This window comes from Dysgonomonas sp. UBA7710, assembly GCF_002482385.1.
In the GTDB taxonomy this organism is placed as follows: Bacteria; Bacteroidota; Bacteroidia; order Bacteroidales; family Dysgonomonadaceae; genus Dysgonomonas.
The window spans coordinates 112,818-135,570 of sequence record NZ_DLFW01000029.1 but is presented as its reverse complement, the minus strand read 5'-3'; the positions used below and the strand labels follow the sequence as shown (position 1 = coordinate 135,570).

The following is a 22,753-nucleotide window of genomic DNA, read 5'->3' as shown; positions in this document are numbered from 1 at the left end:
TAGAACTTCTTTATTCCGGCTTTTGGGTGAAAAGTACCATTTTCACCTGCAATTTATTCCCGATATCAATTACATCGACAACATTCTGCAGACTTAATGATTTATCTGCTTGTAATAGAACATTTACTTCGACATTATTGTTCTTTTCTTTTTCCTTTGTAATAGCTGCCATCAAGGCCTGCTCAATCTCTTCTTTTGTAACTTCCTTATCATTAACATAATACCTCAGATCCTGAGTTATTATCAAATTAATATTCTTCTTGGTTACAACCTGCTCCGAAGTTGCGGCATTTGGCAAAAGGACTCTGATAGCCGCCGGAGTAACCATTGTGGATATTATAAGAAAAAACAACAACAGGAAGAACATTATATCGTTCAACGAAGAGGTATAAACCTCCGCAGCCCTTGATTTTCTCCGTTCTATTTTCATGTTTTCTCTCTTTTTTAAGAATAAGCTTTATAAAATCAGGCCTCAACACTACCTCTTTTATAAGCTCTGATTGCTTTCAATACTTCGTTCGATTCTTTATCGATATTGACTACCACTTTATCGATACGTCCATTCAGTACATAATATCCTGCATACGCTATAATCCCTACGAGCAAACCGGCTCCGGAACATATCATCTTCTGATAAAGTCCTGTAGAAATCGTATCTATGGCCAGATCATTTGTCTTAGCTATATCATAAAATATTTTTATCACGCCGAATATTGTACCCAGAAACCCGAGCATCGGTGCAATAGAAGCGGTAATTCCCAGCCAGTTCATCTGGCTTTCCAATATGCTTATTTGCTGACGGGCTTCCACTTCCATCGATTCCTGTATTTCTTTATCATCCCGGTCAAAGTCTTTAAGTCCGGCTGCAATCACTTTAGCAGAAGCATAAGGACGCTCTACACAAAACTTCAAAGCTTTATCAACTTTCCCTTCGTGTATCAATTCCACAACCCGGGATAACCAAACCGAATCTTTTTTGCCAAGACGGTTTACTACCAGCCATTTATTTATAATGACATATATAGCTAAAAGTGACAAAAGAAAGATGGGTAATAGTATCCATCCACCTTTCATCACAAGGCTTAAATAACTCTCTTCGGGAGCAACTTGGGCTGTTTGCTCCGCCATTTCTACAACGGGGGTAGCCGCCTGAAGTAAAACAAATAAATTCATAAATGATATTTGTTGTAAGGTCTCAGACCTATTTATTATTTCGTTAACTCAAAATAAAACAAGCAGTTAGACTGAATATTGCATCATTAAACACTCTCCTGCTTACATGTTTTTATTGTACAAAATTCGACAGAAGCTCAAAGATACAGTCTTCTGTCGAATTCTATTTATAAATTAATAATCTTTAATATATGCCAAAGCTAACTTTATCTATATATTGATAGAAACAGCTTACCATACCGATTATAAAAATTCCGGCCATCGACATTACCAGTGAGATTTTTAAATATCCGTCTGTATTAACAGTCTCGATAGGAGAATTGTTCTTATTGATAAACATTGCTTTTACTACCAATAAATAGTAATACAAAGATATTACAGTATTCAGGAATGCGAGGAATACGAGCAATACATGTCCCTGCTGCATGGCCGTCATAAATACGAACAGCTTACTGAAGAAACCTGCTGTAGGCGGAATACCTCCCAGCGAGAACATGGCGATCATCATAGCCAGTGCCAGTTTGGGATTTGTATAATATAATCCGTTGTAGTCATCCATATTCACCTTTCCGGTTTTGTCTTCTATCGCGGAAATCACACCGAAAGCTGCCAGGTTGGAGAATACATACACAAAGATGTAAAACATTGTCGCAGCCATACCTTCGGCCGTTCCCGTAAATACACTCAACATAATATAACCGGCCTGCGATATGGAAGAGAATGCAAGGAAGCGTTTCATATTCTTCTGACGGAGAGCGAATAAATTACCAATTGTGATTGTAAGCAGGATTATGATCCATATTATGTTTTGCCAAACGTCTGCAAGTACCGGAAATACTTTGAACAGGATAGCCATCAGTGCAAATACTGCAGCCCCCTTCGATATCGTAGATAAATAAAGGGTTACATTGGTAGGCGCGCCCTGATATGTATCCGGCGCCCAAAGATGGAACGGAACAAGGGATATTTTAAAGAATATTCCGGCGAGAATAAATACCATCGCCATTATTACCATAGGTGCAGAATATATATTTGTAGCGATATCTGCATAATATAGCGTTCCGCAAGCTCCATAAAGGAATGACAATCCGAAAACCATCATACCTGACGAGAAGATAGCATTAAATATATACTTGGCTCCGGCTTCTGCCGACTCTTGCCTGTACTTATCAAACGCAACCAAAGCCGCGATAGGGAGGGATGCTGTTTCGAGGCCAATATAAAACAACAGGAAGTTTCCGGAAGAAACCATCAGATTCATACCTGTCAGGGTAAGTATAGTCAGCATGAAGAATTCTCCGCGCTTGATTATTGAGTCCGGTCTGTTGAGCCATGAATTTGCTTGTAAGAAAATCAGGAATACACCTATATTCAGTATATTCTTTATTGTAAGATAAGCCGGACCGGTAACATACATGCCCGCAAAGGATGCTCCATTATCTTTAAAAAAGAAACATAGGACGGTATGTGCCAGAAACAATGTACAGGCCACAGGGAAGAAATATTTCTTTGCGTTGTCCGAAGCAAACAAATCATAAATAATAAGTAAGAGAAATACCACTATAAGTGATAGCTCGTGCTTCATCAACAAATAATTACTCAAATCCATTTTTATATCTTAGTTTTAGTTACGAGTTACGAGTACGGGTTACAAGCAACTGCCTTTTGTATTTTATATTGTTTACTGATAAATGTTGACTGTTAACTGATTATTTTATATATCCCAGACTTGAAGTAATCAAATCGGAAATCCATCCCGGGAATAGTCCCATACCAGCAACACAGATTATCAATCCTACTGTTGCTATTTTTTCATGCCATACAGCATCGGTCAGTTCCAGGTGATGCGGGTCCTGAACTGGTCCGAACAGTATTTTACCAACCACTTTCAGTATATAAACCGCTGTCACCACAATTGAGGATATAGCAGCAATCGTAAATATCCGGTGGAACATATCGTTATGTTCGAATGCACCCACGAAAATTGTCATTTCAGCCACAAATCCACTCAATCCCGGAAGACCAAGAGAAGCCAGACCGGCAATTACATAGCATACACTGAGGAATGGCATAATCTTCATCAACCCTCCCATTTGGCGTATATCGCGGGTATGTGTACGTCCGTATATCATACCTATCAGAGCAAAGAAAAGGGCTGTCATCAGACCGTGCGAAAGCATTTGCATCACTGCCCCGGTCATAGCCGTCCGGTTCATCATCAATATAGCGAACAATACCAGTCCACAGTGACTTACCGAGGAATAAGCATTAATATATTTCAGGTCTGTTTGAGCGATAGCTCCCAATGCCCCGTAAATTACACTGATACCCGTAAGTATTATAAATATCCATGACAGTTCATCGGCTGCTTCCGGCATCAGGCGCATAGCGATACGGAAACACCCGTATCCCCCCAGCTTCATCAATACTCCGGCATGAAGCATAGATACTGCTGTAGGTGCCGATGCGTGGCCGTCAGGCGACCATGTATGGAATGGGAATAAGGCTCCCAGTACCCCGAATCCCAGGAATGTAAGCGGGAATATCCAGTATTGGGCAGAGAGAGGAATACTATTATTAGCCGCTATTTCGAGGATATTGAATGTATAATCTCCTGTAGTTGAAGAATGGTAATAGATTCCAAGAATACCTACAAAGAGGAATGCGGAACCTCCCATCAGCATGAGGGTCAGTTTCATTGCCGAATATTCTTTGCGTCCCGTACCCCAAAGTCCTATAAGCAGGTACATCGGTATCAGGGCTATCTCGTAGAAGAAGAACATGGTAAACATATCCAGAGAGATAAAGAATCCATATACACCGATCGACAATAGTGTCAGCCACATAAAGAAGTCTTTCGGTAACGGGTTCATATTCCAGGAGGCAAAAGTCCCTGTAAATATAATGATGGCTGTGAGCAGTATCATCAGCACAGAAATACCATCAACCCCGATAGCGTAATGAATATTCATACTTGCCGCCTGAAACCAGACTGCGTCGAATGTAAACAACATTTCCGCAGCATTCCCTGCTGCCCGTTCCTGATAGAACATAAACAGGAGAACCAAAGCCAAAATAACTTCTATAACTGCACCTACTACTCCCACGGTGCGTACTTGTTTGATGTTGCGACACGGTATGAACGCAAGTAACATCACAACAGGAACCAGAACAAATAATGAAAGAATATTCATATTCTTATATTTTTAACTATATCTTATTTACAAATAAAAGCAATTAACCATCCACCAAAACCGACCACAAGTATCAATGCTCCCAACAGGTAAGCCAATGCATACTGCTGAATATATCCTGACTGGAAATTCTTGATCGTACTGGACGCTGCTTGCGTAACATAAGCCAGTGAATCCATGAAGCCGTCCACAAACTTCTTATCAAACCATGCTATCGTTGCCGAAATACGCTTAAAGATAATATTGCGTGTTACATACAGCCACAATTCGTCGAAATAGAACTTATTATGCGCCCATTTATAGAATGTGCTGATGCTTGCTGCGATTTTGTCTGGTATATCGTTTTTCTTGAAGTATAATCTGAATCCGATACCGATACCGACAAGTGATATCAATACGCTGGTCACTGCAACCTGCATATTAATATGCGCATCGTAAGGTACGCCATCCGAAGTCACAAACTTACTGAAAGGAACAAAACCTGCCCCGAAGGCAAACACAGCCAGTATAATCAAAGGGATTGCCATTGATGGACCCGCCTCATGCGGTTCATGGTGATAATGTTTCTTTTCATAGAAAAAGATACGAAGGTACAGGCGTGTCATATAGAACGCGGTCAATCCCGCTGCAACCGACAAGATTATATATATCGGAAAATTGTGCTCCATTGCGGCAGCCAATATCTCATCTTTACTAAAGAATCCTGAGAATGGATAAATCCCGGCTATAGCCAGCCAGGCAATACCAAACGTAATACAGGTGATGGGTAGTTTCTTGGCAAGTCCGCCCATATCCCCCATCTCATTACTGTGTACCGCATGGATGATAGCTCCGGCGCAAAGGAATAATAATGCTTTGAAGAATGCATGCGTAAACAAGTGGAACATACCCGCCATATAACCTAATCCTTCGTGATCGCCGAATTTGGAAACACCTAAAGAAGTAAGCATGAATGCAATCTGAGATATAGTAGAAAATGCCAGTACACGTTTGATATCGGTCTGGGTACAGGCCACCACCGCAGCAAACAATGCCGTGATCGCTCCTACCCATGCTATAACTGTCAAAATTTCAGGCGCTCCGAAGTGATATATCGGGAACAAACGCGCTACAAGAAATACTCCGGCTACAACCATCGTTGCGGCATGGATAAGGGCAGACGCAGGGGTCGGACCTTCCATCGCATCGGGCAACCAGATATGGAACGGCATCATCGCTGATTTCCCGGCACCTCCCATAAATATGAGGAGCATTGCCCACGAAAGGACAGACATGCCGAGGAATGACATTCCGGCTGTAGATGATACGCAGATATCTGCATTCGATGCAGTCAATGTAGCAAAGTCGAATGTACCTGTGAAATATGATAGCAACAAAATGCCTACAAGGAAGAAGAAGTCTGCAAAACGGGTAACAATAAACGCTTTCTTCGAAGCGGCTACTGCCGACGGTTTTACATAATAGAAGCTGATGAGCAGGAATGAAGATACCCCCACAAGTTCCCAGAAGATATACATCTGGAATATATTGGTTGCCACAACAAGCCCCAGCATTGCGAAACTAAACAGGGATAGAAAAGCATAATAACGTTGGAATCCTTTTTCACCCTTCATATAACCCAAGCTATAAACATGTACCATCAACGATACGGTAGTAATCACAACCAGCATCATCACCGAAATGGGATCGAGATACATTCCTAAATCGATATGCAATGTATCCGTAAATCTCAACCACTGGAAGTGGAATACATTTATAGCCTGATAAACGCCATCAGCACCTTTTCCAACTTCGAAGAAATACTGATAAGCTGTAGTATAAGCCAGCACTGCCATTACAGCAAGGGAAAGGCTTCCCAGTGTTCCGGCAATTACAGGCTTCATATATTTTCCGCCCAGCCCCAGAATGAGGAACATTACGACAGGAAGTACAAGTATCAGTATAGAATAATTAAATGCGTCCATATTTTATATCTTTTCCTTGCTTAGTTTTTCATTTTAGTAATATTCTCATCTATATATATACTCTTCACATGGCGGTATATATTGATAATGATGGCAATGGCTATCGCTGTTTCGGCGGCGGCTATTCCTATTGCAAACAGGGTAAAGAAAAACCCTTCGAGCTGTCCCGGATACAGATAACGGTTGAATACCACAAAATTCAGGTCGGCAGCATTGAGCATCAACTCCACAGAAACCAGAACCATCAACATGTTTTTACGCGAAAGGAAACCATATACCCCGGCAAAGAACATAATAGTACTTACCGCCAGATAGGCCTCGATAGGCACCGGTCCTGATAGAAAACTTGTTATAAAATCACCCATAATATTTATTATCCGCCCCTCCAACCTCCCCAAAAGGGAGGCTACCTGTGAGGGTATTTGTATTATATTACTTTTTTACTATTCATTTCAGTCTCCCCTCCCTTTGGAGGGGTAAGGGGAGGTGTTATCTTTTTCTGGCAATCATTATACCACCAATAATACAAGCTAACAACAACACACTTATAGCCTCGAACGGCAGCAAGTACTGGTATTTATCCGTACCCATCATTGCCATACCTATATCCTGCATCTGCAACTCGCTTTGCGTAACGTAAGTATAAAACTTGTTCACATTGTAGAATATAATGTGACCGCAAATACCCAATCCGGCCAAAGCCGCAACAGCTGCTATAAATATCCTGCCCGGTTTTTCGAATTTGACATCCACTCCCGGTTCATGGGTGAGCAGGATAGCAAAGATGAATAATACCATCACACCTCCTGCATAAACAGCTATCTGTACCGCCATCAGGAAATGGTAATCGAGTAGTAAATACAAACCTGCCGTACCTAAAAGGACAAATAACAGGAATGTCGCCGAGCGGATAATCTTCTGCGTTGTGACCGCCATAATGGTGGAAAACACAATGATTGTCGCTATAATGTAAAATATAATCTGTTCTGCCATAATCTGTTGATTATCGTATATTATTTATTCTTTATCTTCTTTTGGCTCAATATCCCCATCTGTTTTAGACGCAGGTACTGTTTTGGTTGTCACATCCTTTTTCACATCCAGTTCAGGATGGCTTCCATCGGCCGTTTTTATATCCTGTGCAGGTATAGGTTCGAGCGGAGTCTGGGGTACATTTTCCGGCGCCGTATTCTTTCCATGTACGGCATCTTCTGCTTTAGCGACAGGACTTGTTACAACAGCAGGTTTTTCCTTCTTCTTTTCACGGAGCTTAGAACCTTCATGGTTTAGTTGCTGGATAAGTTTACTACGTGTAAAGAGCGAATTTTCGAAAGTATTGGCAAAAACAATTGCATCAGACGGACAGGTTATCACACACAGATTGCAGAATGTACACATTCCTAAATCATAAATGTAACGGTCTATTATTTTTTTCTTTTTCCCGTCCTCTGTCTCTATACTCTTCGATATTACCTGTATTGTCCCGTTAGGACAATTCATCTGACAGATACCACAAGCTGTACAGGCATGTTCGTTATTTTCATCGTGCGGCATAATCAGCTCGCCACGGAAACGGTCAGGGATTACAAGGGTCGCGCGGTTTTCAGGGTATTGCTCCGTGATCTTTTTCGTCCACAGCTCACCCCATGTCACCCTCATACCTGTGAGCAATGACTTGATACCTCCAAATAAACCTGAAAAATATTCTGATACTGAACTCATTGTCGTATTTTCTATAAATTAAGGTCTCAGACCTTTTTATTATTTTTATATCTGCAACAGTATTAAATACTATCTTTTACTCATTTAAAAGTCCAACCCAATAAAACCATAGCTACCATCAATAATATGTTTACCATATTAATCGGTAATAAATATTTCCATTCCAGATTCAACAGCTGGTCGATACGCAAACGCGGGAACGTCCATCTTACCCACAAACTAAGGAAAACAAGAAATCCTGCTTTTCCAAAGAACCAAAGGAATGAAGGGATATAATTCATCACATGGTTAAATCCGTCCCAGCCTTCAATCTGTACAGGCATCCATCCCCCTAAGAATACAGTAGCGGCGATACCTGCAACGATAAACATATTCAGATACTCAGCCAGATAGAAAAACCCGAATTGCAATCCGGAATATTCCGTATGATAACCTGCTGTTAATTCCGATTCAGCCTCCGGTAAGTCGAAAGGCCCACGGTTAGTTTCGGCATGCCCTGAAATCAGATAGATAATAAATGCGATAAATGCGGGTACGTGTCCTGCTATTATATTCCATTGATGGAGATATGTCTGTCCCTGTATAATCTGGGAAAAACTCATTGTTCCTGACAATACAACTACTGTCATCAAAGCAAATCCTGCTGAAAGCTCGTAGCTTATAAATTGTGCTCCGCTTCGCATGGCACCGATCATCGAATATTTGTTATTACTTGACCATCCGGCCAGTAATACCCCGATGATGCCCAATGATGAAACGGCAATTACATAGAATACGCCGATATTGAAATCCACGACTTGAAGTCCCTGACCAAATGGTAATGCACCGAATGTAAGCATGGAAGCCACAATCATAAAGAAAGGCGCTGTAAAAAACAGGAACCTGTCGGATTGCTTAACATGAATAATTTCCTTCAGTAATATCTTAACCATGTCGGCTACACTCTGAATGAGTCCGTACTTACCTACACGGTTCGGGCCTAAACGCGCCTGAAAAAATGCCGTAATTTTACGTTCTACATAGATTAATATCAAAGCCAGTACTGCATAAAGAGTCAGTAGGACAATACCTATCAGTACAAATTCTATTGTCAGAGCTGCCCATGCAGGCAAATTGGCATGTAGCCATGTATCAAGCCATGTGGTCAATTGAGAGGGCTCTAACGAAAATTTTAACAGCATATGTTTTTATATTGATAAAATGAATAAGCAAAAAAAGCATTTAATGCAACATTATTTAACCGCAACCTATTATTGCTGTTGCAAATACAAAAGCAACAAATAGATCTGAGACCTTAATCTGTATTAACGGTCGATATCAGGAATCACATAGTCCATAGAACCACCGATACCGATAAAGTCTGAAATTTTCTCATCTTCACAAATCAACGGCATCACCGAAACAGCAGCCATCGACGGAGAACGGAATTTCAGACGGTATGGAACCTTGTCGCCACGGCTTTCGATGAATACACCGAATTCTCCACGGCCAGCCTCCACTCTTTGATAGTACTCACCTTCAGGCAGTTTGATTATAGCTTTTGTTTTAGCTAAGAATTCACCATCAGGTATATTGTCTACTAATTGTTCTATAATTTTCAGAGACTCTTCTATTTCATCCAGACGGTTCAAGTATCTGGCGAAAGCGTCTCCTTCTTCACGTATGATTTCTGTAAATTCTACTTTATCGTAAAGTGCATAAGGTACATGCTTACGAATATCAGAAGCGAATCCCGAACCACGTCCTGCAGGTCCTGTAACTGCAAAAGAGATCGCTTCTTCTTTGGAAAGAAGACCCAGACCTTTCATACGTCCCAGTGCGATGACATTACCGGTAAATAACCTGTCATATTCTTTCAGGCGCTTACGCATGAGCGGAATGAATGCTTTTACATCTTTCTGGAATTCAGGGTATATATCGAACATAACACCACCGATAACGTTGTAATTGATAATCAAACGCCCGCCTGATGTTTGTTCAAATATCTTCAGTATCTCCTCACGTTCACGCATACCGTATATAAAGGCAGTGGTAGAACCTAAGTCCATACACATGGTCGCCCAGGCTACAAGATGGGAATCGATACGATTCAACTCATCCATAATGGTACGGATATATTGCGCTCTTTCCGGAACTTCTATTCCTGCGGCTTTCTCCACACACATACATAATCCGTGACGGTTGATGTTTGCAGAAAGATAGTCCAGACGGTCTGTCAGGTGTAGTATTTGCGGATAGGTCATATTTTCGCACATTTTTTCTATCCCGCGATGAATGTATCCGCTATGAACGTCTATCTTCTTCACCATCTCACCTTCCAATGCAACACGGAAGTGCATCACCCCATGGGTAGAAGGGTGTTGTGGCCCTATATTTATTATATAATCGGTCTCTTCAAATACCCTTACATTCTCCTCCTTAAATCCATTCGGAGTTTCCATAATCCGGGGAGCAACATCAACGATATCTTTACTCTCTACCGAAACAGGATTCAATACAGGGTTTGCATCATAATCTTTTTTCAAAGGAAAACCATTCCAATCGGAATTGAGAAAGAAACGGCGCATATCCGGATTATTGATAAAACGGATACCGAACATTGCATATACCTCACGTTCGTTATAATGGGCGGTTTCCCATATATCTGTAACTGTATAAAGCAATGGATTTTCTCTATCAGCTGTACCTGTTTTCATGACAACTTCTTTCGATAAATCTTTTGATGATGCCAAGAGGTAGTTTACCCCGAGCTTTTCGCCCCAGTCCATTCCGGTCAGCATAGCCAGATAGTCGAAAGGATACTCTGCATGATAACGAAGAGCTTTTGCCAAATGGCGTAATTTATCCGGCTCCACAGTAACCGTAAGCCTTCCGGCCTCTTCGATCACCGCTTCGGGTACGGCTTCCAATATTACTTTCCTGATGTTTTCCATCGATATATTATAGTTGCGAATTACATGTTAATTTTATATGGGGAATAACTGCCCCTATCTGTGCGTGTAACCAGAAACGAGTTATTTATTCTTTTTATCTACTTTGAACAAAAAGCGTTCCACCTTGATTTTACGTTGCAGCTGCATCAAGCCATAAAATAAAGCTTCAGGACGAGGAGGACATCCCGGCACATATACATCTACCGGCATTATTTCATCGATTCCTTTCACTACATGGTATGAATCCACAAACGGGCCTCCGGAAATAGCACAACTGCCCATGGCCACAACATACTTCGGTTCTGCCATCTGGTCGTAAACACGCTTAAGCAGCGGAGCCATTTTATGTACGATTGTACCTGCTACCACCATTGTATCGGCCTGGCGGGGACTATTACGCGTAACCTCCATCCCAAAACGGGCGAGGTCGTAACGGGCAGCAGCCGAAGCCATAAATTCGATACCGCAACAACTGGTAGCGAAAGCCAAAGGCCAGACAGAATTGGATCGTCCCCAGTTAATAAGGTCGTCCAGTTTTCCAACAACAACCGGAACTCCGTTTTCATTCAGCTCCTTTATATAATCTTCAAGGTATTCATTATCCTTAAACTCATCGTTAGGAATACCTTTTATATATATTTTCTTTATTTCCATTGCAATGCTCCTTTCCTCCATGCATAAGCCAGTCCAAGGCCTAAGATTAATACAAAAAACAATATGCTATATAATCCGGGCATTCCTAAGTTCCGCACAACAGTCGCCCACGGAAATAAGAATATCGCTTCCACATCGAACATCAGATACAGGATTGCATAAAGATAATACCCTACCTTAAACTGCATCCATGAAGTACCGTGGGTAGGAACCCCACATTCATACGGTTCTCCTTTTTGTGCATTAAATGATTTTGGTGATAACAACAATGCCATGCCGAGACCGGCACACACAAGCATAATTCCGGTTAAAAGAACTACTAAAAAAAGAGCAGAAGAACTCATATTTTCATTTTAAGATTAAAACTTTTCTATCAATTGTCAATCACTTCTATGGTATCCGTAACACTTTGTTAAAAGAGCAAAAAGCGCACCAAATGAGAGTCTGCAGACAATCGGCGCAAAATTACAGTTTTATTTTTTAAACACAAAAATTTATATGCCAAATTATTCAAATTTGACAACTAAAGATTACAAAACAACCTTTTATGCTTTTTCCTTGACTATATAAATAGGACGTTTCTTTGCCTCCAGATAGGTTTTGGATAGGTATTGCCCCAGAATACCAAGACAGAACAACTGAATACCTCCTATAAAGAAAATTACACACATAGTAGACGGATACCCCTGCACATCATCTCCGAACACCAGCGTTTTGAAAATTATAATACAAATCATCACAAATGCGATAAGACAGAACAAGATACCAAACAGGGAAGCAATAAGCAAAGGACGGGTAGAGAAAGCAATTATCCCTTCCAGAGAATACAGGAATAATCCAACAAATGACCACTTGGTCTGTCCGGCAACACGCTCGATATTTTCGAAAGCTATCCACTTAGTATTGAAGCCAACCCATCCAAAAATACCTTTTGAGAACCGGTTATATTCACTCATTTCAAGGATAGCATCTACCATCTGGCGCGTCATCAAACGAAAATCACGCGCTCCGTCAACCACCTCCGTATCCGATATTTTATTTATAAGTTTATAAAATTGTTTCGCAAAGAATGAGCGCATAACGGGCTCTCCTTTCCTGTCCACACGCCTCGTCGCCACACAGTCGTAATCTTCCGTTTTCAGACTCTCATACATCTCTTTCAGCAGCGAAGGCGGATCTTGCAAGTCGGCATCTATCAACGAAATATAATTCCCTGTGGCAGCTTTCAAGCCGGCATATATACCTGCCTCTTTACCAAAATTCCGGGAAAAAGAGACATAATGAACCCTGTCATCCGATTCGTTCAATCCTTTCACCAATTCCAACGTCTTATCCTTAGAACCGTCATTGATAAAAATAAATTCAAATTCCTGTTCCGGCATTTCGTCCGTCAGTTTCACTAATTCTTTATATAGGAAAGGGAGAGCTTGTTCTTCATTATAGCAAGGCACAATTAAAGATATCTTATCCATGTTTCGATATTTGTTTATGTTTTATACAAAGTTATAGTGTTTCGGAGGAAAAACTATTTTTATTTGGATCAAATCTACAAAATCTGTCATTTAATCTTTCTTAATTTACAAAATATAAATAAATGGTTCCTCTTTATATTTCCTTCAATGTCATAGCCATCCGGAATTACATATTTTCCCTCCATATTGTTCGCTATTAAAATATATACTTCATCGTACTTTCCAACTTTCTCTTGGAAAGTATTGGGAGAGAAGGAAAATTCGACAGGACGCTCATCCGTAAAACGCGGTATAGCCCCGATCTGGCAAACAGACTCACTTCCTCCTAAAACAAGTGGAATATCTCCATCATTTACATATTCTGCTTCAATAGGAATTACACCCCAGTTTACATTAGTAGAAATTGTCTTTCCTAACATCAGAATAGAAAATAACAGACATAAGAATATCTGTTTTTTCGAATCGAGATAAAATAGCAGGCAGGGAACCAACAACAAGATTATAGGGAACACGGGCACAATGTACCTAACTACTTTCATCGGAGCCAAAAATACGACTATAAGCATCCATAGAAAAGCACATAAGAATAGAACAGAAAGCGGCTTGAGAAAAACATTGCACCTTTTCTTATACAATTTTGCAATCATTATATATGCAAAAACTATAAGCAACAGAACTATCTCCAATATACTTAGAAAATATTCTGAAATCTCATTCAATATCCCGGATAATGACAGTCTCAAATTATCCGACAATCCCGCTATACTGAGTTTTCCTAAAGCCTCCTCGCCTCTTTCCATAAACAAGCCTTGATTGTAGCTTAGATACATAATTAGCACGAAAATATACGACAATCCCAAAACAGCGACGAAGAACAGAATATTTCTTTTTTCCGAATATTTATAAGAATAGAACAACAACGCACATCCAAGAAGAAAAACATAAAATATTGCAAAATAACCAGACAAAAATGTTAAAGCAGTTACAAAAGACAAAAACAGAAGATTTGGCCATGAATCTATCTTCTCACCTCTCATCATTCTGATGCAACATAATATGAACAAATATGACATCAGAATAAATATTGTTTCTTGCAACTGATAAGGCCTCAGAAATAAAGTCCCCCCAACTGAAGCTGGATTCAGAAAGGCCACAATCAACAACCCTAAGATGAGAAGTTTCTCTGAAAATAATTCCGAGGCCAGTTTATACAGAAGTATAAAGCTAAGTATAAAAAATGCCAGATTCAAAATAAATCCGCGCCACATCACTTGTGCAATATCCGAATTATCAGCCCCAGCCAGGCTCAAGCGAAAAAGAGAATAATAAAGATTTGTATGAGGCGAGTCTCGTGTCGTGTGTCGCAGACTTTTTATATCATTCAGTATGCCTGACAAGCTATTATCTGCCGACAGAAGGATAGACTTAACTTCCCTTCCGGTAAAAGATGTAGAATCATCCTTAATACCTACAAAAAGGCTCTTTTCATTTACCGTCGATATAACTACAGACAGATATTCGTCGAGAAAGAGATTCTCTTTATCTTCGAATTTATAAAAACGAAGACCGATAGCCAACAGCAAAACCAGCAAAATCCAAAGATTCCATTTATTAAAAAATCTCCTTATATTCATTTAATCCACAGATTATAAATTTTCACTCATCCGGCTACAAAGTTATATTTTTAAAATAATTAACACAAAGTGCGAATATATTATACTCTTAGCCCAATTAACCATTGGAGAAGCCTTCAGACTCCAGATACTTATGCACCAAACGCGACACAGGATACTCCCCAGCATCTTCCACCTTCATCCCCAAGTATTCATCATTATCCGGCATTGCCGAGATCGTAACCCGATAAAATGTTGCATATATAGTCTGATGAGAAAGGACATGCTTCATTTGTGTTATATATTTAACATGAAGTTCATCACCATTTTTGAATATACGCCTGAAACTATCTGTCCTCTGTAATTCTTCCACAGGCATAGCCTGCACGGTTTCTATCAATGGGAGTTCATATAAACCCTGCCAGATATCTTTAGCCGTACGCTTGTGCAGAAGCATATGCCCATCGCCGGACCGGACATCGAAATAATTGAAAAAGCGGGAACGAACCTTTTGTTTCCCGGCTTTAACCGGATATACATTCACTTTAGATTGTGCATATGCAAGGCACATTACCGAAGCCGGGCAATTGTTACAATCAGGCGACACAGGCACACACTGCAATGCTCCAAATTCCATAACAGCCTGATTGTGCAAACCCGCCCTTTTATCATCAAGGAGTTCCTGAGCAAGCTGAGAGAACAGCTTCTTTCCTCTTGTACTATCTATAGGCTCCTCCACTGCAAATATACGCGACAGCACCCTGAATGCATTACCGTCGACAACAGCATGCGGCTGATTATAGGCAAAGGATACAATTGCGGCAGCCGTGTACTCCCCCACCCCTTTCAGGCTCAAAACATCCGTATAGCCACGTGGAAAAATTCCATGATATTTATCCAAAACCATTTTTGCGGCTGCATGGAGATTACGCGCACGGCTATAATAGCCCAGACCCTGCCAAAGCTTCAACACCTCATCTTCTTCGGCCTGCGCCAATAAACCTACAGACGGAAATCTTTTTACAAACCGGTTAAAATACGCATATCCCTGATCTACACGGGTTTGCTGCAATATAATTTCTGAAATCCAGATAATATATGGGTCTGTAGTATCACGCCAGGGCAACTCCCGCTTATTCCGCTCATACCACCTTATTAATATAGAACTTAATCTCAAATCTTTTTCTGTACTCATTTACAATTATTTACAATAAGCAAAAATCAGTTGTCGCCGAAAGTTAATTTCTTCATTATTTAGAAAAAATGGTTATTATTTGTTTCAAAGGTAAATAAAAAGCTATATATTTGCAGTCCAAAAAATTAATTGTTTTGAATCTAAAAAAAATAAGAAAATGACAAAAGCTGACATCGTTAACGAGATTGCGAAAAATACAGGCATAGACAAAGCGACTGTATTGAAAACAGTTGAATCATTCATGGACGTAGTCAAAGACTCCCTGAGCAAGAATGAAAATGTTTATTTAAGAGGTTTCGGTAGTTTCATCGTGAAGACAAGAGCTCAAAAAACAGCTCGTAACATCTCTAAAAACACGACTATCATTATACCTGCACATTCAATTCCGGCATTCAAACCGGCTAAAACTTTCGTAATCCAGGTAAGAAAGTAATTGAGACGTACATAATTATTAATTACTAAATATATAAATAACATGCCAAGCGGAAAGAAAAGAAAAAGACATAAAATGTCTACGCATAAGCGCAAAAAAAGACTGAGAAAGAACAGGCATAAGAAGAAAAAATAAGCCTTATTTCTTTCTTTAACAGAAATATACAGGAACAAACTTACAAATTGTTGAATTTTAAGTTTGTTCTTTGTGTATTATACGCAACCCGCTTCTTGTGCACAAAGAAGCAACCCTATTTTCAGGTTTAAATACTGAATATATTTAAATCTAATTTTCAACTTCTAAATTATAGTTATGAATAGCGAACTAGTAGTCGATGTTCAGCCCAATGAAGTCTCGATAGCAGTACTTGAAGACAAAAAGCTTGTCGAACTGCAAAAAGAAGGAAGAGACGCTTCATACGCGGTAGGGAACATCTATGCCGGCAAAGTAAAAAAGCTTATGCCCGGACTAAACGCTGCTTTTGTAGACATTGGATACAAAAAGGACGCTTTTCTTCACTATTTAGATCTTGGTGCTCAATTCAAATCTGTTGATAAGTTCTACAAACAGGCACTTGCTGACAAGAAAAAATTCCCGAACATCTCCAAGATGAAACTGGAGAATGATATCGAAAAGGATGGATCTATCAGCGACATACTGAAACCCGGACAGGAAATCCTGGTACAAATAGCCAAAGAACCTATATCGACAAAAGGCCCCCGCCTTACATCGGAATTGTCCCTGGCCGGACGTTTCCTTGTTGTTATACCTTTCAACGATAAAGTCTCCGTATCGCAAAAAATAAAGTCGAAGGAAGAACGAGCCCGACTACGCCAGCTGATACAGAGCATAAAGCCTAAAAACTTCGGCGTAATAGTCAGAACTGTAGCCGAAGGCAAAAAAGTAGCCGACCTGGATACTGAGCTGAAAACACTCGTAAAGCGATGGGATGACAACCTACCCAAAATACAAAAAAGCAAATTGCCGACACTCGTCTTTGAAGAAACCGGACGTATTGTTGCACTTTTGCGCGACGTATTCAACCCTAGCTTTCAAGAGATTCATGTAAATGATCCCGATACATGTAATCAGATAAAAGACTATATTTCATTCATTGCTCCCGAAAAGAAAAATATTGTAAAACAATATGATGGTGGCCTCACCATATTCGACAACTTCGGCGTTACAAAACAAATAAAAGCACTTTTTGGAAAAACGGTGACATTCCGCAATGGAGCATATCTGATTATAGAACACACGGAAGCATTACACGTAATAGACGTAAATAGCGGTAACAGGTCTAAGAATCCGGAAGCCGGACAAGAAAATAACGCCTGGGAAGTGAATTCCGCGGCAGCAGAAGAAATTACCAGACAGCTAAGATTACGGGATATGGGGGGCATAATCGTAATCGACTTTATAGATATGACTGAAGGCGAGCACCGCAGTCAACTGATAACAAGAATGCAGGAATTGATGGCCAACGACCGCGCCAAGCACAACATTTTACCTTTGAGTAAATTTGGATTGATGCAAATCACAAGGCAGCGCGTTCGCCCTGAAATGGAAATCACCACAACCGAGATTTGTCCCAACTGTTTCGGAAAAGGAGAAATAAGGCCATCTATATTATTCACAGACACCTTGCGTATGAAAATCAGTTATCTTGTGAAAGATCTGAAAGTGAAGAAATTTACCTTGCACGTACATCCATACGTTGCAGCGTTTATCAATCAAGGTCTTGTTTCCCTCAAATGGCAGTGGAAATGGAGATACAGTATGGGAATAAAAATATTACCAAACCAGAATCTGGCTCTTCTCGAATATCATTTTTATGATGAGAACAAAGAAGAAATAGATATGAAACAAGAGTTTGAAGTAAAATAATTATTACCTAAAATACATGAGACCCCGCTTTGGCACATCGAAACGGGGTCTTTTTTTATTGTATAAGAATCTGCAACCGGATTCAATCGTCTTATTATTAAGATCATCTTCACTTTTTAATTTATTGCTCCAACAGTTTCATAGGTAAAAGGATTATAACTAAATTTGCTCTGAATTAAATTCAGTGTCACACAATAGATGAGCTCCGAAAAGAATATATATAAGCTGGGAATAGCTCTGAGTGGAGGAGGAGCAAAAGGTTTCGCCCACCTTGGTGTACTACAGGCACTCAATGAGAGAGGACTTTATCCTGAAGTGATATCAGGTACCAGTGCGGGAGCCTTTGCCGGAGTACTATATGCAGACGGACACACGCCCGAAGAGATAATATCATTCTTCAAAAAAAAGGTTTTTCGCGAGTTTGCCGAATTTGCAATACCTCATGGAGGGTTCTTTAAAAGTCAAGGCTTCCAGTCTTTTCTGAAAAAGCACTTAAAATCAAAAAACTTTGAAGATCTGAAAATTCCCTTACATGTGCTGGCTACGGACATAGAACATGGCGAAAGCATGGTATTTACCTCCGGCCCGTTAATACCGGCAGTGATAGCCTCGTGTTCTGTCCCGATCATATTCAGGCCTGTGGAAATCAATAAACATTACTATGTAGACGGAGGGTTATTCAAGAACTTCCCGGTTTCGACGATACGCCGCGAATGCGCAAAGATAATCGGTGTAAATGTAAGTCCGATCACCAAGTCTGAATTCCGCAGTTCCATAAAGTACATTGCAGAGCGATCGTTCCACTACATGTCCGGTTCGAACACGCTACTTGACCGCAATCTGTGCGATTACCTGATAGAATCGGTCTCGCTCTCGCGGTATTCAATGTTCGACCTCGACCATGTGGAAGAGATATATCAGACCGGTTATGAGTTGACTATGGCATTTTTCAAAGACAATGAAGATGCATTATTAAAGGACTTTCCCTATCTTGCAGTACAACCGACAGAAAGACACCTATAAACACTTTAAGAGTGTAATTCTACTTTTGCTTTTTCTTTGTGCCCTTTCTGGTAAAAACGAAGATTTAACCACAAAGAACACAAAGTTTTGCGCAAAACACAGAAGGGAGACACATAACTGTTTGACATTTAAACATGTTTATATGAAGTTCCCATTATTTCATCCGATCATTACGCCAATTTAATCTGCAATGCCCGGCTGATTGCATCCAAAAAGTCTTCCGTATTCAGATAATTTGAACGCTCCATTTTGTCCCCATATACAAGCAAGGCCAGATCTTTAGTCATTTTACCCTGCTCTACTACTTCTATACAGGTTTGCTCTAACTTATCGGCAAAATCGACCAAAGGTTGATTTCCATCAAGCTTACCGCGATGTGCCAGACCTCTTGTCCATGCAAAGATAGAAGCTATTGGATTCGTGGATGTCTCTTTACCTTGCTGATGCTGACGATAGTGGCGCGTTACCGTTCCATGAGCAGCTTCCGCTTCCATTATCTGCCCGTCGGGAGTAAGCAGCACCGAAGTCATCAACCCGAGAGAGCCGAAGCCCTGCGCCACTGTATCGGACTGTACATCTCCATCGTAGTTTTTACAAGCCCAGACAAAACCTCCGTTCCATTTCAGGGCGGAAGCCACCATATCATCTATCAGGCGGTGTTCATATGTAATTCCGGCTTTCGCATATCCAGCTTTATAGTCATTTTCATAGACTTCCTGAAATATATCTTTAAAGCGGCCGTCATAAGCCTTCAATATTGTATTTTTCGTGGATAGATACAACGGATATTTCTTTTGTAACGCAAGCCTGAAACAAGAGTGAGCAAACCCGTATATAGATTCATCCGTATTGTACATACCCATAGCCACACCATCACCACTGTAGTTATAGACAGTGTATGACTGAGGTTCACCCTCTTCCGGCGTAAACGTAAGGGTCAAGGTACCTTTCCCTTTTGTAACAAAATCGGTGGCTTTATATTGATCGGCATGTGCATGACGCCCGATAATAATCGGCTGCGTCCATGTATTCACTAAACGCGGGATATTGCTGATAATAATCGGTTCGCGGAAAACTGTACCCCCTATTATATTACGGATAGTACCATTGGGAGATTTCCACATCTTTTTCAGACCGAATTCCTCTACACGTGCCTCATCCGGAGTAATAGTGGCACATTTTACGGCTACTTTGTATTTTTTTGTAGCCTCTGCACTGTCTATTGTTACCTGATCGTCTGTTGCATCACGGTTCTGAATGCTCAGGTCGTAATATTTCAGGTCGATTTCTACATAAGGGAGAATTAGTTTATCCTTAATATATTGCCAGATGATGCGGGTCATTTCATCTCCGTCCATCTCTACAATGGGATTCGCTACTTTTATTTTTTGCATCTTACTTATATTGGTTTTGATTAAATATTATTGTTTGTTTTGTATATCTTTCAGCCACATAGCCAACAGGTCCAGCATTTGGGTATGATATTTGAAATTCTCTCTCATACCCCAGCCATGTCCACCTTCAGGGAATATGTACATTGTTGCCGGCACATCATTCTGCTTCAGAGCATTATAATATAATATACTATTAGCCGGCGGAACCGCCTTATCGTCATCACTCAATAACAATATTGCAGGCGGAGTGTTCACATTTACCTGCTTTTCGTTAGAAAAAGCATGCACATCGGTAACAGAAGGCTTATCTCCCAATAAATTCAACTTGGAACCTCCATGCGTAGCCACTTCCATCGTGATAACAGGATAGAAAAGGATTGAAAAGTCCGGTCTTGTACTTGTTCCCTTTATCGCATAATGGGTGGAGGCTGTCGCAGCCAGATGCCCGCCTGCAGAAAAACCTGCGATACCGATTTCATTTGCATCGACACCTAGTTCACCTGCATGCTCGCGCATATAACGTATGGCCTGTTGCGCATCGTCCAATGGGATTTCCTTATGTTTATTTGGCATTCGGTATTTAAGTATAGCGGCAGTTATTCCCTGCCCATTGAGCCATTGTGCAAACTGCACGCCCTCATGCTCGATAGCCAGTCCCGCATATCCCCCTCCGGGACATATCACAACAGCCATTCCCGTACTTTTCGCTTTATCAGGTTGGTAGACCGAAAGTTCAGGAGAAGATACATTTATAACCCAGCCGCCATCTCTCTCATACTTTTCGGCTTCTGTTATTTCATTACTTGTCGGAGGTTTTGTTCCCCATAACTTCACAACCTTCTGAGCATTCATATTTACACATGTAAATAGTAGCAAAGTACTTGCCACTAATAATTGACGGGTGTTTATCATTTTGGTCAAATTTTAAAAATCAGATTTCTCAAAGATAGATATTTTAAGGTTTAAATCAAAAATGTAATAAGCACAACGAATAGCAATATCTCTTGAAAAATTTATCTATGTAATTGGAGCCAATAGCATTTAGCTGTTAGCTGATAGAATTCTTTGAAGCCTTGATTGGCCCCTCCAACCTCCCCAAGAGGAGGCTACAAAGAGAGTAAAAAGTAATAGGTAGAAAAAGTGTTACTTTTACATACGCTTCGCTCCTGTGACCGTTGGTTGTTACTTTTTTGAAAATAGTTACAAGTAAACGGGATACGAGATACAAGTTGTTGACTGATGACCGTTAACTGTTCACTGAAAAAACTGTTACTTTTGTTACCTTTTTTACTATTGAACAATAAGCATAACTAATTTATGACTGCACAGAAGAACAATTGAATGTTTTAATTCAATATAAGATTTGCATTAATTGAAAATCGTTACTTTTATAATTCAAAAACTATGTGTTATGGAGATTTTATTAATAGAAGACAATCACCGCATCAGTGAATTTGTGGTGAAAGGTCTGGAAGAAACCGGATATTCTGTTGTACTAGCCGAAAATGGAGTAGATGCCCGCCGCCTGATCAGCGAAAAAGAATGGAGCCTGATTTTGCTGGACATTATGTTACCAGATATAGATGGTATCGAATTACTACAATATACGCGTTATAAAAAAATCAACACTCCCATACTTGTTATCAGCGCGCTGGGAGATGCAGAAGACAAAATTAGGGCGCTGGACTGTGGAGCAGATGATTATCTGAACAAGCCGTTTCTTCTCAGGGAGCTGATAGCCCATATCAATGCATTGACCCGAAGGGCAGGGTTAAAATATGATGTTGCATCCGATGTATTAGAATGTGATGATCTTAAACTCTTTAAAGACCGACACAGGGTAGAAAGAGGAGGCACCGAGATTAAGCTTACAATGCAGGAATTCAAATTATTGAAATTACTGATGGAAAACAAGGATAAAGTATTGTCCCGCACACAATTACTGGATACCGTATGGGGAGTAAACTACGACACGAATACGAATGTAGTGGATGTATACATTTCATACCTGCGGAATAAGATAGACACGGATGGACATGCGAAGCTTATCAAAACAGTAAAGGGGCGTGGTTATATGATAGAAACTTATGATTAGA

The 22,753-nt window shown here is 40.3% G+C and carries 20 protein-coding genes and 1 pseudogene; 4 read left to right on the top strand and 17 right to left on the bottom strand.

Annotation, left to right across the window (positions count from 1 at the left end; translation table 11 throughout):
• Positions 1-10: 10 nt before the first annotated feature.
• From B3317_RS09775 to mutY, 15 genes and pseudogenes are all read right to left on the bottom strand, one after another.
• On the bottom strand, positions 11-430 hold the full coding sequence (locus B3317_RS09775; protein WP_291110987.1) for an ExbD/TolR family protein: 420 nt from the start codon (positions 428-430) through the stop codon (positions 11-13).
• A 35-nt stretch (positions 431-465) separates the two neighbouring features.
• Positions 466-1,173, bottom strand: a complete 708-nt coding sequence (locus tag B3317_RS09770; RefSeq protein ID WP_291110986.1) for a MotA/TolQ/ExbB proton channel family protein — start codon at positions 1,171-1,173, stop codon at positions 466-468.
• 184 nt (positions 1,174-1,357) lie between these two features.
• Complete coding sequence (locus tag B3317_RS09765; protein WP_291110985.1) at positions 1,358-2,782, bottom strand: NADH-quinone oxidoreductase subunit N; 1,425 nt, start codon at positions 2,780-2,782, stop codon at positions 1,358-1,360.
• Between the two features lie 100 nt (positions 2,783-2,882).
• On the bottom strand, positions 2,883-4,367 hold the full coding sequence (locus tag B3317_RS09760; protein WP_291110984.1) for a complex I subunit 4 family protein: 1,485 nt from the start codon (positions 4,365-4,367) through the stop codon (positions 2,883-2,885).
• Positions 4,368-4,390: 23 nt separating this feature from the next.
• A complete protein-coding gene (gene nuoL / locus B3317_RS09755; protein ID WP_291110983.1) occupies positions 4,391-6,331 on the bottom strand; it encodes an NADH-quinone oxidoreductase subunit L in 1,941 nt (646 codons plus the stop codon).
• Positions 6,332-6,351: 20 nt separating this feature from the next.
• Entirely contained in the window at positions 6,352-6,696 is a 345-nt protein-coding gene (nuoK, locus tag B3317_RS09750) for an NADH-quinone oxidoreductase subunit NuoK (RefSeq protein WP_006801649.1), read from the bottom strand.
• 124 nt (positions 6,697-6,820) lie between these two features.
• Positions 6,821-7,324 carry an NADH-quinone oxidoreductase subunit J gene (locus B3317_RS09745; protein WP_291110982.1) on the bottom strand — a complete coding sequence of 168 codons (504 nt, stop codon included), beginning with the start codon at positions 7,322-7,324 and terminating at the stop codon, positions 6,821-6,823.
• Between the two features lie 255 nt (positions 7,325-7,579).
• Positions 7,580-8,053 (bottom strand): annotated as a pseudogene (locus B3317_RS09740) (4Fe-4S binding protein); the annotation flags it as partial.
• An 80-nt stretch (positions 8,054-8,133) separates the two neighbouring features.
• Complete coding sequence (nuoH, locus tag B3317_RS09735) at positions 8,134-9,234, bottom strand: NADH-quinone oxidoreductase subunit NuoH (RefSeq protein WP_291110980.1); 1,101 nt, start codon at positions 9,232-9,234, stop codon at positions 8,134-8,136.
• Between the two features lie 123 nt (positions 9,235-9,357).
• Positions 9,358-10,986: an NADH-quinone oxidoreductase subunit D gene (locus tag B3317_RS09730; protein ID WP_291110979.1), complete on the bottom strand. Its 1,629-nt coding sequence runs from the start codon at positions 10,984-10,986 to the stop codon at positions 9,358-9,360.
• A gap of 81 nt (positions 10,987-11,067) precedes the next feature.
• Complete coding sequence (locus B3317_RS09725) at positions 11,068-11,640, bottom strand: NADH-quinone oxidoreductase subunit B (protein WP_044216933.1); 573 nt, start codon at positions 11,638-11,640, stop codon at positions 11,068-11,070.
• The gene (locus tag B3317_RS09720) at positions 11,631-11,984 is read right to left on the bottom strand and encodes an NADH-quinone oxidoreductase subunit A (protein ID WP_291110978.1); all 354 of its coding nucleotides are present in this window, start codon (positions 11,982-11,984) and stop codon (positions 11,631-11,633) included. The genes B3317_RS09725 and B3317_RS09720 overlap by 10 nt, the downstream gene beginning before the upstream one ends.
• A 201-nt stretch (positions 11,985-12,185) precedes the next feature.
• The gene (locus B3317_RS09715; RefSeq protein ID WP_291110977.1) at positions 12,186-13,112 is read right to left on the bottom strand and encodes a glycosyltransferase family 2 protein; all 927 of its coding nucleotides are present in this window, start codon (positions 13,110-13,112) and stop codon (positions 12,186-12,188) included.
• An 86-nt stretch (positions 13,113-13,198) separates the two neighbouring features.
• Positions 13,199-14,746: a hypothetical protein gene (locus tag B3317_RS09710; RefSeq protein WP_291110976.1), complete on the bottom strand. Its 1,548-nt coding sequence runs from the start codon at positions 14,744-14,746 to the stop codon at positions 13,199-13,201.
• A gap of 97 nt (positions 14,747-14,843) precedes the next feature.
• Positions 14,844-15,920, bottom strand: coding sequence for an A/G-specific adenine glycosylase (gene mutY, locus B3317_RS09705; protein ID WP_291110975.1), 1,077 nt, complete (start codon positions 15,918-15,920; stop codon positions 14,844-14,846).
• A gap of 124 nt (positions 15,921-16,044) precedes the next feature.
• On the opposite strand from mutY, the gene B3317_RS09700 reads away from it, so the two are divergent.
• From B3317_RS09700 to B3317_RS09690, 3 genes are all read left to right on the top strand, one after another.
• Complete coding sequence (locus tag B3317_RS09700; RefSeq protein WP_260397887.1) at positions 16,045-16,353, top strand: HU family DNA-binding protein; 309 nt, start codon at positions 16,045-16,047, stop codon at positions 16,351-16,353.
• Between the two features lie 312 nt (positions 16,354-16,665).
• On the top strand, positions 16,666-18,240 hold the full coding sequence (locus B3317_RS09695; protein ID WP_291110974.1) for an Rne/Rng family ribonuclease: 1,575 nt from the start codon (positions 16,666-16,668) through the stop codon (positions 18,238-18,240).
• A 198-nt stretch (positions 18,241-18,438) separates the two neighbouring features.
• Positions 18,439-19,263, top strand: a complete 825-nt coding sequence (locus tag B3317_RS09690; protein WP_291110973.1) for a patatin-like phospholipase family protein — start codon at positions 18,439-18,441, stop codon at positions 19,261-19,263.
• 170 nt (positions 19,264-19,433) lie between these two features.
• Here B3317_RS09690 and B3317_RS09685 read toward each other — a convergent pair whose 3' ends face one another.
• Together B3317_RS09685 and B3317_RS09680 are read right to left on the bottom strand one after the other, a co-directional pair.
• Entirely contained in the window at positions 19,434-20,657 is a 1,224-nt protein-coding gene (locus tag B3317_RS09685) for an isocitrate dehydrogenase (NADP(+)) (protein ID WP_291110972.1), read from the bottom strand.
• A gap of 27 nt (positions 20,658-20,684) precedes the next feature.
• Complete coding sequence (locus B3317_RS09680; protein ID WP_324353819.1) at positions 20,685-21,569, bottom strand: alpha/beta hydrolase; 885 nt, start codon at positions 21,567-21,569, stop codon at positions 20,685-20,687.
• A 499-nt stretch (positions 21,570-22,068) separates the two neighbouring features.
• On the opposite strand from B3317_RS09680, the gene B3317_RS09675 reads away from it, so the two are divergent.
• Positions 22,069-22,752 (top strand): response regulator transcription factor, encoded by a 684-nt coding sequence (locus B3317_RS09675; RefSeq protein ID WP_291110970.1) that lies wholly within the window; start codon positions 22,069-22,071, stop codon positions 22,750-22,752.
• The last annotated feature ends 1 nt before the right edge of the window (position 22,753 follow it).